Origin of the sequence: Pseudomonas shirazica (assembly GCF_015168335.1) — a bacterium.
GTDB lineage: Bacteria > Pseudomonadota > Gammaproteobacteria > Pseudomonadales > Pseudomonadaceae > Aquipseudomonas > Aquipseudomonas asiatica.
The window spans coordinates 2,427,082-2,440,916 of sequence record NZ_CP063456.1 but is presented as its reverse complement, the minus strand read 5'-3'; the positions used below and the strand labels follow the sequence as shown (position 1 = coordinate 2,440,916).

12 protein-coding genes and 1 riboswitch are annotated in these 13,835 nt (G+C 63.4%); of the genes, 5 read left to right on the top strand and 7 right to left on the bottom strand.

The genetic code is table 11. The annotated features are described in order from the left end of the window. Window positions 1-48: 48 nt before the first annotated feature. The gene (locus tag IMX18_RS11045; protein ID WP_217190366.1) at window positions 49-912 is read right to left on the bottom strand and encodes a Dyp-type peroxidase; all 864 of its coding nucleotides are present in this window, start codon (window positions 910-912) and stop codon (window positions 49-51) included. A gap of 184 nt (window positions 913-1,096) precedes the next feature. Between IMX18_RS11045 and IMX18_RS11040 the strand changes: the two genes are divergently transcribed. Further along, entirely contained in the window at window positions 1,097-1,990 is an 894-nt protein-coding gene (locus IMX18_RS11040; RefSeq protein ID WP_054573280.1) for a bile acid:sodium symporter family protein, read from the top strand. Window positions 1,991-2,025: 35 nt separating this feature from the next. On the opposite strand, the gene IMX18_RS11035 is transcribed toward IMX18_RS11040, so the two are convergent. Further along, on the bottom strand, window positions 2,026-2,493 hold the full coding sequence (locus IMX18_RS11035) for a sterol desaturase family protein (protein ID WP_015270356.1): 468 nt from the start codon (window positions 2,491-2,493) through the stop codon (window positions 2,026-2,028). A gap of 166 nt (window positions 2,494-2,659) precedes the next feature. On the opposite strand from IMX18_RS11035, the gene IMX18_RS11030 reads away from it, so the two are divergent. Beyond that, window positions 2,660-3,169, top strand: coding sequence for a GNAT family N-acetyltransferase (locus IMX18_RS11030; protein ID WP_054573279.1), 510 nt, complete (start codon window positions 2,660-2,662; stop codon window positions 3,167-3,169). A gap of 132 nt (window positions 3,170-3,301) precedes the next feature. On the opposite strand, the gene IMX18_RS11025 is transcribed toward IMX18_RS11030, so the two are convergent. Further along, window positions 3,302-4,870: a sensor domain-containing diguanylate cyclase gene (locus IMX18_RS11025; RefSeq protein WP_217190364.1), complete on the bottom strand. Its 1,569-nt coding sequence runs from the start codon at window positions 4,868-4,870 to the stop codon at window positions 3,302-3,304. Between the two features lie 152 nt (window positions 4,871-5,022). Here IMX18_RS11025 and IMX18_RS11020 point away from each other — a divergent pair, with 152 nt between their 5' ends. Both IMX18_RS11020 and IMX18_RS11015 read left to right on the top strand, forming a co-directional pair. Further along, window positions 5,023-5,523, top strand: a complete 501-nt coding sequence (locus tag IMX18_RS11020; protein ID WP_217190363.1) for a DUF4142 domain-containing protein — start codon at window positions 5,023-5,025, stop codon at window positions 5,521-5,523. Between the two features lie 8 nt (window positions 5,524-5,531). Beyond that, window positions 5,532-5,783: a hypothetical protein gene (locus IMX18_RS11015; protein WP_015270359.1), complete on the top strand. Its 252-nt coding sequence runs from the start codon at window positions 5,532-5,534 to the stop codon at window positions 5,781-5,783. Window positions 5,784-5,930: 147 nt separating this feature from the next. Here the strand turns inward: IMX18_RS11015 and IMX18_RS11010 are convergent, their stop codons facing one another. The 4 genes from IMX18_RS11010 to IMX18_RS10995 form a co-directional block, all read right to left on the bottom strand. Beyond that, a complete protein-coding gene (locus IMX18_RS11010) occupies window positions 5,931-6,923 on the bottom strand; it encodes a DNA-binding protein (protein WP_217190362.1) in 993 nt (330 codons plus the stop codon). Window positions 6,924-7,151: 228 nt separating this feature from the next. Further along, window positions 7,152-8,393 (bottom strand): cytosine deaminase, encoded by a 1,242-nt coding sequence (gene codA / locus IMX18_RS11005; protein ID WP_102083976.1) that lies wholly within the window; start codon window positions 8,391-8,393, stop codon window positions 7,152-7,154. 178 nt (window positions 8,394-8,571) lie between these two features. Further along, window positions 8,572-9,234: a thiaminase II gene (gene tenA / locus IMX18_RS11000; RefSeq protein ID WP_100413638.1), complete on the bottom strand. Its 663-nt coding sequence runs from the start codon at window positions 9,232-9,234 to the stop codon at window positions 8,572-8,574. Then, complete coding sequence (locus IMX18_RS10995; protein ID WP_024087147.1) at window positions 9,231-9,878, bottom strand: TenA family protein; 648 nt, start codon at window positions 9,876-9,878, stop codon at window positions 9,231-9,233. Before IMX18_RS10995 ends, tenA begins: the two co-directional genes overlap by 4 nt. 80 nt (window positions 9,879-9,958) lie before the next feature. Continuing rightward, window positions 9,959-10,073, bottom strand: a riboswitch (TPP riboswitch). 225 nt (window positions 10,074-10,298) lie between these two features. Between IMX18_RS10995 and IMX18_RS10990 the strand changes: the two genes are divergently transcribed. Beyond that, complete coding sequence (locus IMX18_RS10990) at window positions 10,299-13,691, top strand: Ig-like domain-containing protein (protein WP_217190361.1); 3,393 nt, start codon at window positions 10,299-10,301, stop codon at window positions 13,689-13,691. Window positions 13,692-13,835 lie beyond the last annotated feature (144 nt).

The following is a 13,835-nucleotide window of genomic DNA, read 5'->3' as shown; positions in this document are numbered from 1 at the left end:
CGCTGCCCCCGGCTGCGTCCGGTGTTTCTGTATCTGGATGTTTAGCGATCAGGCTTGCAGCAACAGGCTCAGGTCGACACCCGTCTCGCACATCGGCGGACACCAGTAGTATCCACCGGTCAGTGGCCGGCTGAAGCGGTACAGGCCGTCGATGATGCCGTCCTCCAGACCGCTCATGCGCCGCAGCTGCACCTCGAACGCATCGAAGCTGTGGCCCAGGGCCACGAAGGCCAGGCCAGCGCCCCGTTGGTCTGCCCAGGCCACCGAACGACGGACCATGAACGCTTCTGGTTCGAAGCTTTCCTGGGCCGTGCGCTTGACGTGGGCGGACTCGGGGGCGTCGTCGAGCTCTTCGTTGTCGCTAAGGCGCCGGCCGATGATGTTGTCCTGGTCAGCCTGGGGCAGCGACTTGAAGTACTCCAGGTCGTGCTTCCACAGCTGGAACGCGGCAAAGCTGGAGCCATCAGCGCCAATTGCCGCCTGCACGGCCTCTTCGTCCACCGGGTTTTCGGTGCCGTCCTCATAGCCGGTCAGGTCATGGCCGCCACGGTGCAGGAAGCCATCGACGCTGTCGGCCAGGCGCAGGGCCGGAGCCAATGCCAGCTCAAGGGCCTGGGCCCGCAGCAGCAGGTCACCGCGCTCGTCGCCACGCAGCCACAGCCACAGTGCGTGTTGGGTGCTGGGGTTCTCCACGGCAGCATCCAGCTGGGGGAAGGCGCGCAAGCCAGGTACGTCACGGCCCAGGGCCTTGGCCAGCGGGGCGCCGACACCCAGGATCAACTGTTCGCCATCGACCTGCGGCAGCAAGGCATCCAGGGCGGCAGGCAGGGCCTCGGGCGACTGCAGGGAGAAGAACAGGTGACGGGCGTGGGCCGGCACCGGGGTGGCAAGCAGACCTTGCTGGAACGGCATGACAGGATAATCCTCGGTAAAAACGGGAATGCTACTGCGCCTGCAGGCCTGCTGCAACGCGGCATACAGCCTCGCTGGGCGCTGCGCTCGGTAACAAACGGTTACCAAGGGCTGGCGTTTTGCGATTAGCTATCAATCAGGGCCGACCTACACTCCACCGGATCCTTCGCCCGAGAGACCGCCCATGACCGCCTCACCTTTGCTCACCGCTTTTCTGCCGCTGGCCCTGGGCATCATCATGCTCGGTCTCGGGTTATCGCTGACCCTGGCCGACTTTGCCCGCATAGTGAAGTACCCCAAGCCGGTGGTGGTAGGCCTGGTTTGCCAGATCCTGCTGCTGCCGCTGGTGTGCTTCCTGATCGCCAACGGGTTTGGCCTGGAGTCGGCGCTGGCGGTGGGGCTGATGTTGCTGGCCGCCTCGCCGGGCGGCACCACGGCCAACCTGTTCAGCCACCTGGCCCATGGCGATGTGGCATTGAATATCACCCTGACGGCAGTCAACTCGCTGATCGCGATCCTGACCATGCCACTGCTGGTGAACCTGTCGCTGAGCTGGTTCATGGCATCGGACCAGGCCATACCGCTGCAGTTTGCCAAGGTGATGCAGGTGTTTGCCATCGTCCTGCTGCCGGTGGCGCTGGGCATGCTGGTTCGCCGCTTTGCACCCGCCTTCGCCGCGCGCATGGAGAAGCCGATGAAGCTGGTGGCTGCGTTGTTCCTGGCGTTCACCATCGTCCTGGCGCTGGCCAAGGACTGGCAGACCGTGGTTGCCTACGCGCCGGTGGTGGGCCTGGCCGCGCTGCTGTTCAACCTGCTGAGCCTGAGCGTGGGCTACTGGGTACCGCGCCTGCTGAACATTCCCAAGCGCCAGGCGATTGCGATCGGCATGGAGATCGGCATCCATAACGGCACCTTGGCGATTGCCCTGGCATTGAGCCCTTCGCTGCTGAACAACGCCACCATGGCAGTGCCGGCGGCGCTTTACAGCCTGATCATGTTCTTCACCGCGGCGGCGTTTGGCTGGTGGGTGAGCCGCGGGCATGTGGCGGCGCAGCCCAAGGGTGAAACAGTGAACTGAGGCAAGTTCCCTGTGGGAGCGGGCGCCAGTCCCTGTCACAACTGGCTGCGCTTGTGCCGCAACTGCTGCTTCAACACCTTCAACGGCGGTGCATAGAAGAACCCGAACGACACACTCCCCGTTCTCCCCTTCACCGCATGATGCAACCGGTGTGCGCGGTGCAGGCGCTTGAGGTAGCGGTTGACCGGCCGTGGCTTGCGTGGCCAATGCCGATGAAAGAACCCGTCGTGGGCCACGACATACAGCACGCCGTACCCCGCCACGCCGCCACCCACCCACTGCAAGGGCGCAAAACCACCCTTGCCCAGGGCCACCAGCAGCGTGGCGATCAGCCCCAGGGCCACCAGGTACAGGTCATTGGTTTCGAGCATGCCCAGTTGCGGCTCATGGTGCGAGCGGTGCAGCCACCAGCCCCAGCCATGCATGATGTACTTGTGAGCCAGCGTGCCAACGCCCTCCATGGCCACCAGGGTGCCGAACAGTACGGCGAGATTGAACAGCATGGAACGGTCCGGGGGATGGCAAGGGAAGGCGCAAGGGTACCGATTGGCCGCGTTTTTTTCCATGCAGGCGTGACCGGTTGACGAAAGGTGTAAGCTCGGTGCGCTGCCATTGCAGCCGCAGGTGCTGGTGGCAGACCAGGACGTACAACTTGAAAAGGACTGATTGATGCGCATCCGCCCTACCCTTGAGCGCGATATTCAATGGCTCCCGGACGTCGAGCGCTCGGCGGCCCAGGCTTTTGCCGCCCGGCCGGCGCTGGCATGGCTGGCGCAAGGGGATGTGATGGATTGCGAGGCACATCGGGAATTCGTCGACGCAGGCGGTAGCTGGGTGGTCGAGGACCTGGATGGACGGATTCTGGGGTTTGCCTGTGCCCGGCTCGAGGATCAGGCGCTGCATCTTCATGAAATTTCGGTGCGCCGGGAGGCCCAGGGGCAAGGTGTCGGGCGCAAGCTGTTGCAGCAGGTGGTCGATGCGGCGCGCCATACGGGGGCGCGGGAGCTGACCTTGACCACCTTTGCCGATGTGCCATGGAATGCGCCGTTCTATGCGCAGTTGGGGTTCGAGGTGATCGGTGAGGGGCTGCTGGATGCACGCTTGCAGCAGATTCTGGCCGATGAGCTTGCCCATGGGCTTGAGGGCCGCTGTGCGATGCGCCTTGGCGTGGATAACTAGACCCCGGGGCTGCTTTGCAGCCCATCGCCGGCAAGCCAGCTCCCACAGGTACAGCGACAGCCTAGAGATCAACGCTGTTCCCGTGGGAGCTGGCTTGCCGGCGATGAGGCCGGTACAGGCAACCAAGGGCGTTTATTCATCTACGCCCACCACTGCACGTTCTGCCAGGCAATACCCGTCCCGCCCCCGGCGCTTGGCCTGGTACAGCGCCGCATCCGCTGCCGCCATCAGGCGCTCGGCCGTACACCCCTCCCGCGCCAGGTCACCCACGGCAATCCCCGCACTGCACGACACCCGGCCCAGTGGGCTACCTGCATGCTCCAGCATCTGACGCCGCAACAGCTGTTGCACTTCCTGCACCAGCAGCTCCGCCCCGCGAACATCGGTATCAGGCAGCAGCAGTGTGAACTCCTCGCCCCCATAGCGCACAGCCAGGTCGGCCGGCCGCTTCAGTGCCTGCTGCAGCACCTCGGCAAAGCGCCGCAGGCACTGGTCGCCCGCTGGGTGCCCGTAACGGTCGTTGTAGGCCTTGAAGTAATCCAGGTCGAGCATCACCAGCGCCAGCGAGTAGCCCTGGCGTCGTGCCCGACGCAGCTCCGGCTCGAACACTGCGTCCAGCCGCCTGCGGTTACCCAGGCCGGTCAGGCTGTCGGTCAGTGCCAGGGCCTTGAGGGTCTGGTGTGCCTGGTGCAGCGCCCGCTCGATGACAATACGCTCGCGTAACTGGCGCAACACCACACCACCAAACGCTGCCAGCCCCACCAGCAACAGCAGCAACACTGCCACCGACTTGATCGCATCGTGCCGCCAGGGCGCGACGATCGATTCCCGCGACAAGCCGGCCTCCACCACCAACGGGTAGCTGGCCAGCGCCCGATAGCCATACAGCCGTGGCGTACCGTCCACCACGGCGACCGCCTCAGCCACCCCTTCGCTTGCATGCGGCAGGTGCTTGCGGAAGATCTCGCTGCTGCTAAGGCTGCGGCCAATCACCTGTTCGGCGAACGGCCGCCGTACCAGGATAGTGCCGTCGCGCTTGGCCAGTACCAGCGCACCGCGTTCGTCGATCTTGAAGTCGCCGTAGTAGCGTACGAACCAGTCCACCTTGATGGTGCCCAGCAACACCCCGGCGAAGCTGCCATCGGCGTATTGCAGGCGCCGTGAAATGGGGATGATCAGGTCGCCAGTAGAACGGCTGCGCACCACCGAGCCAATGTGAACCCCGCGGTCGGTATGCTCGCGGTGGTAGATGAAGTAGTCGCGGTCGGCATTGTTGGCATTGGGCGGGACTACCGCCTGGTCGGTAACGATCCAGCCACCATCCGGGCCATACACGAACAACCCGTGCAACTGCGGCATGATGCTTTTCTGCTGGACCAGCAAGGTATGCAGGCGCGGCCGGTCGATGTGCTCGAAGCCGTCGCCTTCCAGGCGCTCGGCCAGCGCCGCGGTAATTGCGTCGACCTGGCGGATGGCATCTTCGGCATGCTGCGCCGTGGCCCGGGCCAGGTTGGAGACCATGTTCTCGGCATTGGTGAAGGCGTGCCGGTAGTCGCGCCAGATGCGCCAACCTTCCACCACGACAAAGGCGAGCATCACCACCAGCATGAACGCGAGTACCAGGCGGAACAGCGCCACGGCCCGGCCCTCGCCGGTTATCGCGAAGAGCCCGTCCTCATCCTGCTTCCTGGCTGCGCACATTGAAATCCCTAGCCTTACCGCGTTCGCCGCGTTTCACTATAGTTCAGCACCATCTGGGCGCAGCCGGCCAGGAAAAAGATTAAACCTTTGCTCCCCATTCACCCTCAACCGTACGCGACACTGAGGTCGCGCCACGGTTTAAGGAGTGAAGCATGAGCAGTCTCTTCATCAAGCGTGTCGGTTTTTCCATGGTATTAGGCTTGGCATCGGTGCAGGCAATGGCGGCGAGTTCCGATGACTTCGTCGAAGCGGCTACCGAGGCCGGTATTGCCGAAGTGGTCACCGGCAAGCTGGCCCTGGAAAAAACTCAGAATGCCGAAATCAAGACCTTTGCCCAGCAGATGGTCAGCGACCACACGAAGGCCAATCAGAAACTCGGCGACATCGCTCGCAAGCTCGACATCTCCGTACCCGATGAGGCGGCAATAACCGACAAGGTCAAGAAAATGATCCTGGAATGGCGAGAGGAGTCGTTTGACAAGTCTTACGTCAACAACCAGGTCGACGCTCACGAAAGGGCGGTGGAGTTGTTCAAGAAGGAAGCTGCATCGTCCGACAAGGCTGAATTGAAGGCCTTTGCCAGCGAAACCCTGCCCAAGCTCGAACAGCATCTGGAGCATGCCAAGGCGCTTCAGGCCAAACACGGCAAGTGAGGCCCGCCATGAGTAACGATGCATTGAAAGCCGAAGTGCTGACTCGCCTGTTGCACGCTCACCCCCAAGGGTTGGGCAAGGAAGTGCTGGACAACTACCGGGGCGAGAAAGCCGTGGCCGGCATGCTCAAGACGCTGCAGGAGGCCGGTTTGATCCAGGATGGCAGCGTGGCGGTGAGCAGCGACCACCAGATCAGCGTGAACTACCCCATCAAGCTATCGGCGGCAGGTGTGGAGGCAGCCAGACAAGCCGAAGGCTGAGCGCGCCCTCCCGCCCAACCTTGTCGCACAGGGAACAAGGTTCGAAAGCGTGTCACATTCCCTGTGGGAGCGGGCGTGCCCGCGAAGGGCCCAACGCGCGGCGGTTCGACGCCTCGAAACGCCCGCTCCCACAGGGCCTTTTCGCAGTTACTGCGCCGCGTTGGCGGCAGACAACTGCGACTGACACTGGTGCAGCGCTTCGTCTCGTGCCTTGAGTTGCTCTTCAAGCTGCCGCAACTGGCGAGCCTGTTCCGTGCACAAGTCGCGCCTGGCCTCCAGGTTCTGTGCCTGCACATCCAGCTGCCGACGCATTTCCTCGCTTGCACCCTGCGCCTGGGCCAGGATCGTGCGCAAGCCCTGGATCTGCGCATCGCGCTGCTCCAGCAATTCGTCCTGCGCCCTGCAGGCGCTGGCGGCCTGGCGATGCTCACCCAGCAAGCGCTCGTTGTCGCGGTGCAGGCGGGTCAACTCGTCCTGCTTGACGATCATGCCTTGCTGCAGTTGTCGCACCTCCACCTGCAACTGTTGCAGCTGCGCTTCGTGGCGGCGCTGCTCCTGTTCACGCTGTTCGCGGCTGGCGTTGCGATAGTGTTCCAGCGCATCGCGTGCATGACGGTGCTTGTCTTCCAGTGATTTTACCTGCTCCTCCTTGTCGGCCAGGCGCACCTGCAGCTCGCCCAGCGACTGGTTAAGGCTGGCACTGCGCAGCTGTTCGGCCTGCAGGGTGCTTTGGGTGGAAAGCAGTTTTTCCGATTCGGCGGCCAGTGCGGCCACATCGATCTGATGCTGTTGGTGCGCCGCAGCCAGTGCCTGCTGGGCAATGGCCAGTTGTGCCTCCAGCTGTTCGCGCTGTCGAGTGAAGGCGCTTTCGGCCTGCTCGATCTTCAGGTCGGCCTCGTCCTGCAGCTGGGTTGCCAGTTGCCCGACCATTCGGCTCAGCACGTCACTCAGCGCAATGCCGCCCTCGGAAGCCACGGGTTGCTGGCCGTTCAACTCTTTCAGGTAGCGGTGAATCGTGGTCTTGGAGCCGGTGTTGCCCAGCTCGATACGTATCGCATCGATGCTGGGGTTCTCGCCCCGGGCAATCAGCGCCTGACGTGCCTGCTGCACTACAACCTTGTTTATACCGCCCCGGGCCATGCTTGCTCCTACGATTTTGTACCGTGTTATGTACCATGTAATTACATACCGATTATGGAGACAAGCCATTGCCCGTGCAAACATTTCCTATGGTGGAATAATCACGGCTTATCGCATGTGAATGGTTCTTGGGAGCTGTGCGCGGGGATAAAACAGTACGCCAGACAGCAAAGCGCCCCGCTCGGCTTCAAGCCGGCGGGGCGCTGCAGAATGCTGAAGCAGGGAGCGTCAGCTGTAGTGTTCAACCCTGGCAGGTGTTCTACGCATGAGCACCTTGCCGTTGCGTACCGACACCAGCGCATGCCCCTGGCTGCGCACCATTTCGTAATCGTCCGGCGCAGACAGCAGCAACAGGTTGGCCGGTCGCCCCACTTCGATGCCGTAACGCTCGCCCAGGTTCAGGGTGCGGGCGCTGTTGTCGGTGATCAGGTCCAGGCAACGCTGCAGGTCTTCGTAGCCAAGCATGTGGCAGATGTGCAGGCCGGCCTCGAGAATACGCAGGATGTTGCCATTGCCCAGCGGGTACCAAGGGTCGACGATGGAATCCTGGCCAAAGCACACGTTCATCCCGGCCCGGTCGAGTTCGGCCACGCGGGTGACGCCGCGGCGTTTCGGGTAGTTGTCGAAACGCCCTTGCAGGTGAATGCTCTCGGTCGGGCAAGATACAAAATTGATACCCGACTGCTTGAGCAGGCGGAACAGCTTGTAGCAGTAGGCATTGTCGTACGAGCCCATGGCCACGGTATGGCTGGCTGTCACCCGGGCGCCCATGTCGCGTACCCGCGCCTCTTCGGCCAGCACTTCGAGAAAGCGCGACTGCGGGTCGTCGGTCTCGTCGCAATGCACATCCACCAGGCAGCCGGTACGTTCGGCCAGGTCCATCAGGAACTTGACCGACGACACGCCCTGGTCGCGGGTGTTCTCGAAGTGTGGAATGCCGCCGACCACGTCGGCACCGATGGCCACCGCTTCGGTCATCAGCGCCCGGCCGTTGGCGTACGACTCGATACCCTCCTGGGGGAAGGCGACGATCTGCAGGTCGAGCAGGTGGCGCACTTCGTCACGCACTTCGACCATGGCCTTTAGCGCAGTCAGGGTGGGGTCGGTGACATCGACATGGGTACGCACATGGTGGATGCCATGATCCACCAGCATGCCGATGGTCTTCTTCGCGCGGTTCTTGATGTCGTCGTGGGTGGTGATTGCCTTGCGCTCGGCCCAGCGCTCGATGCCTTCGAACAGGGTCCCGCTCATGTTCCACTGCGGTTCGCCGGCGGTCAGCGTGGCGTCCAGGTGGATGTGCGGTTCGATAAAGGGCGCCACCACCAGGTTCTGCCCGGCATCCAGGTCATCGGCAGCGCGCGCCGCCACCCCTTCGGCCTGGGGCACGATGGCGGCGATGCGTTCGCCGCTGATTTCGATGCGGAACAGGCCAGGCTTGCCGCGCAGGCGTGCGTTGATGATGTTCATGATGCTTCTCCCTGGGCTTTGCGGGTGGCCCTACCAGCATAGTGGCTCAAGCCTTGTGGTATTTGCTACTGGCCCTATCGCCGGCAAGCCAGCTCCCACAGGTACTGCACAGACTTCAGGGCTGTGGTTTACCTGTGGGAGCTGGCTTGCCGGCGATAGGGCCGGCGCAGGCAGCAAATCAGGCTCCGTCCAACCCCATCTGCCAGAAGTCCGCCTCCAGGCTGGACGCCTGGCCGAAGATCTCCACCAGCTCGGCAAACCGTTGCTCGGTCATGCTCCGCGCTGCCAGCTCGTCCAGATGCTTGCGCGCCGCTGTGGCGACACCCTGGTAGCCCTCGCCGGCATACTCGGCGATCCACTCGCGGTACGGGTGATTGCTCAGATCGCCAATCCGCTCGGACAACGCCCGGCCAATCTCGGCATAACCGATCACGCAAGGCGCCAGCGCCACATGCAACTCCAGCAGGTCACCCGCGGCACCGCAGTCCAGCACATAGCGGGTATAGGCAACCGTGGCCTGGTGTTCGGGCGCGGCCTCGATATCAGCCTGGGTCAGGCCCCAGCGCGCGCACAGGCGCAAGTGCAGCTCGGTTTCATCCAGAATCGCCGCCAGCCCGGCCTGCGCGGCGCGGATGTCGGCCGGTCGACGGCTCTTGTAGGCAGCCAGTGCCCAGGCGCGGGCGAACTGGATGAGGAACAGGTAATCCTGTACCAGGTAGGTGCGGAAGGCGGCTTCGCTCAACGTACCCTCGCCCATCTGGCGCACGAATTCGTGGTCGACGTAGCTGCTCCACTGCGGCGTGGCGGCAGCCTTGAGGCGGTCGAAGATATCCATGCTCATTTGTCCTCCGGGTAGACAGCATCGAAGAAGGCCAGCTCCAGCGCCACGGTGCGCTGGTAGAAGTCACCCGCCAGCACGGCGTCCTGCGGGCCGACGCGGTCGAGTTCGGCTTGCAGGAAGGCAACGAAGTCCTGGAATGCCGGGTTGTCGTGCAGGGTGATCCATTCAGCGTGGACGAAGTTGTCCGGCATCGGCTTTGGCGCCTTCAACGCCCAGTCCAGGTACAGGCCTTCGGCGACATTGAGCACCGCCAGCGCGGCCGCATAGGACCGGGTGGCCGCCGCTTCGCGCATGATCGCCTTGAAGCCTGCGGTCGGGACGGTGTCGGCTGGTTCGCTGCGTTGTGCGGGGCTTACCCCCAAGGCCTCGAAGGCGCGCAGGAAGTACGTGTTCTCGTCACTGGAGATCATCCCGGCAAAGCGCCCGAAGCGCAGGCGCGCCTCGAAGGTGTCGGCGGTGGCGATGGCCGCGCCCAGCAGGGTCAGGAAGCTGTCGAGGAAGCGGTGGTCCTGCACCAGGTAGTCGACCATGATCGGGTCCGGCAGGCTGCCGTCGCACAATTGGGTGACGAAGCGGTGGCCAACGGCCGCCGACCAGGTCGGCTCGCTGCGGCGGCGCAGGGACTGGCTGAAGCGTTCGGTCATGTTGCTGTCCTTGATGGGGGGTGACAGCGAGACCGCGGTGGTTGGCATGGACGGGCCTCGCAGTGAGGCCGGCAAAAAGGCAGGTTTCAAAGTCCCATCCCTTCGCCGGCATGATCCGGATCAGGTTCGAAGGGTCACCGCGCTGCAGCATCCAGCGGTTTCTCAGCCCGTTGCCGGGCTCCCCTTGGTGGCGCTCAGGTATACCCCAGGGCGCCGCAGCTGTCACCACCCAATCTGTGGGCAATGGGTGACCCACTAGTGGGGGCCCTCACCCATTTTTGACGCCATGGCATTTAGCGCGCATCAGGCGCCACAAGGATTTATTTAGAAACATATTCCTCGTATTTGGGTTGGCACACCCGTTGCTCCAGCCCCGGAAACGGGCAAAAAGCCATGATGTCGCAAACGAGGCGCAAGGCAATGAAAACACCTGCCGTGATCCACCCTGCCAGGCATGCATTCCAGCTGTCCACCGTCGCTACGCTGATGCTCGGCCTTGGGCTGGTCACGGCAACAGCGGCGCCCATGGACGACAACAGCATGCCCCCGCCGACCGACCCGTCGGCCTACACTGATCAGCCGGCTGACCCGACCCAGGCGTTGCTGGACCTGTACAGCATGCCAGAGGCGAATCGGGGCTCACTCGAACTGACCGATGGCGTGTACGGTGACCGCAACACGGTAAGCGCAAACAACGTGCTACCGCCGGCCCTGCAAACCGGGAAAAAGTACCCCACCAACGGCAAGCCAAGCCCGCTGTTCGGCGCGTTGCCGTTTACCCAGCAATTACTGCTGTTCGAGGAATTCGGCACGGAAAGGCTCGACCCCACGTTGCCGCCGCCCACTCTGACCTTCCCGGTGCCGACCCTGGGCGCGGCACCGGCGCAGGACCCCAACGTGGTGGCCCGCAGCGGCCCCAGCGGTACAGCCCTGGAAGCCTTCCTCAAACAGCCGGGCCTGTACCCCTTCCCGACCCAGTATTCCAACGTGCTCGACCGCAACCCATGGAAGGCGCAGATCGAGATGTTCCTCAACCGCCAACCGGTCGGTTCGCCTGCGGAAGGCCGGCCACCAGGAAAAGGCTGGTCGCACCAGCGCTGGAACGAGTTCTACCCGCAGGCGGGGTTCAAGACCGCCCAGGCCGGTGCGCGCATCAACCTCGGCCTGCGTGACCGCAAGCAACTGCACAACTATGCAGTTGGCGAGTTCGCCCCGGGCGGCCTGTACTACCAGACTTCCGATATCCCGAACACACTGGGCACCACCAAGGGCATCGACACCCGCTTCCACCCGAAGATGCCACTACAGAACCACAAGTCGCTATGGACCTTCGACGGCACCTTCCCGCCCAAGCTGCTGATGGTGCGCTATGGCCAACCGATCCTGATGCGCCATTACAACGCGCTGCCGATCGACCCCTCGGCCAACGCCGGGTTTGGCCTGCACACCCTTTCGACCCATGAGCACAACGGCCACTCCCCGGCCGAGAGCGATGGCTATGCAAACGCCTACTTCTTCCCGGGGCAGTACTACGATTACCGCTGGCCGCTGCAACTGGCAGGCTATGACACCATCAACACCCGTGCCGAAGACCCACGCGCTGCGTTCCCTTGCTCGGCGGGCGAAACCTTGTTCGTCAACGATGCCAACCCCGGCCTGAAAACCTGCCAGAACGGCAGCATCAAGATTCGTGGTGACTGGCGCGAAACCATGAGCACCCACTGGTTCCACGACCACATGATGGATTTCACGGCGCAGAACGTCTACAAGGGCAACGCCGTGATGATGAACTACTACAGCGCCCTGGACCGCGGCAACGAGGCCCTGCAGGATGGCGTCAACCTGCGTTTCCCCAGTGGCTCGGGCATGCCGTGGGGTAACCGCGACTACGACGTCAACCTGGTGATCGCCGACAAGGCCTGGGATGCCAACGGCCAGCTGTGGTTCAACCCGTTCAACACCGATGGCTTCCTCGGCGACCAGATCCTGGTCAACTGGCAGTACCGGCCAACGCTCAAGGTACGCGCGCGCAGCTACCGCTTCCGTATCCTCAACGGCTCGGTGTCGCGCTACTTCAAGTTCGCAGTGGTCCGGGAAATTGCCGGTAACAGCGGCGAGTTCAAAGGCCCCACCGGCTCCAACCTGTCGTATGCGCGGGTACCGTTCCACATGATCGCCAACGACGGCAACATCATGGAACACACCGTGCCGTTCGACGGCACCCTGGACCTCAACGGTGACGGCAACCTGCAGGACAACAACGGCATCCTGCCGCTGCAAGGCATCGCCGAGCGCTACGACATCATCATCAACTTCGCCAAACACGGCATCAAGGTCGGCGACAAGCTGTACCTGGTCAACCTGGAGGAACATCAGAGCGGCAAGGGCCCGGAGGGTGCCATTGCCCTGGCCGATGTGCTGTCGGAAAAATACAAGGCGGTGATCAAGCAGACCAGCAACGGGCCTGAGTGGGACAACGGCGACCCGGCAATCGGCAAGTTCATGCAGTTCGTGGTTCAGCCCTACAGCGGCCAGGACCTGAGCATGGACCCGGTTGCCTATGAACCGGCCAAACCGGGCAAGGCCGAAGGCCTGAAAATGCTGCCGCTGCCGATAGACCGTAATTCGGCCACCGACCAGGCCAAGCTCAAGGATGCCCGCCATCGCGAGTTCATCTTCGGCCGCTCGGACGGTACCGACACCCAACCCTGGACCATCAAGACCGATGGCGGCTTTGGCTACTCCATGGACCCACGTCGCATCAACGCGGCGCCACAGTTGGCCCAGCAGTCTACCGACGGCGGTTTCAGCGGCGACGGCACATTGGAAGTGTGGAAGATCATCAACGGCGGCAATGGCTGGAGCCACCCGGTGCATGTGCACTTCGAGGAAGGCGTGATCCTCAGTCGCGACGGCAAGGCCCCGCCGGAATGGGAAAAATGGGCGCGCAAGGACGTGTATCGCATCGGGCCGGATATCGATTCGTCGGAAGAAGTGGAGGTAGCCCTGCGCTTCCGCGAGTTTGCCGGTACCTACATGGAACATTGCCACAACACCCAGCATGAAGACTCGTCGATGCTGCTGCGCTGGGACCTGGAGCACCCAGGCCAGTTCCAGGTGATGCCGACCCCACTACCGGGTTGGGATGGCGTGGAGTACGTGGCTTCGGTTGGGCTGCCGACCTTCCGCACCGAAGGCCATGATAACGACGACCCGACCAACAAACCGCCGGTTGCGGCCAACGACAGCGCGGCTACCACGGCCGGCAAGCAGATCACCTTGAACGTGCTGGCCAACGACACCGACCCGGAAAACAACCTGCCGTTGACCGTAGTCGGCCTCAGCCAGCCGGACTCCGGCCAGGGCACTACCAGTACCGACGGCAGCACGGTCACCTACGTCCCACCGGCCACGGTAACCACAGCGTTCACCGCCAGCTTCAACTACACGGCTCGTGACGCCAAGGGCGCCGAATCGGTGGCCCCGGCCACGGTCAGCATTGCGGTGAGCCCGGCAGCGGCGGTCGACCAGATCCAGGTCACCAGTGCCACGGTGCAGGTGCGCAGCGGCAACCGCTTTACCTGGGATATTTCGGGCACCACCACGGTGGCCACCGGCAACAGCATCACCGTGACTGCGGCAACCACCAGTGGCCCGCTACTGCTGGGTACGGCCACGCTGAGTACCACTACCAGCGGCGCCCGTTGGCGCTTGTCGACCACAACCACCGGCAGCGGCCCGGCCACACCGGCGACCGTGACCGTGAAATCGGCGCTGGGGCAGAGCGTGACGGCGCCGGTCAGCATCAGGTAACCGAAAAGCGGGGGCCGCTGTGCGGCCCATCGCTGGCAAGCCAGCTCCCACCTCGACCGCGTCGGCTCCAAGCCTTGTGCAGTACCTGTGGGAGCTGGCTTGCCGGCGATAGGGCTGCAGGGCAGCCCCAATACCGTTATCAAC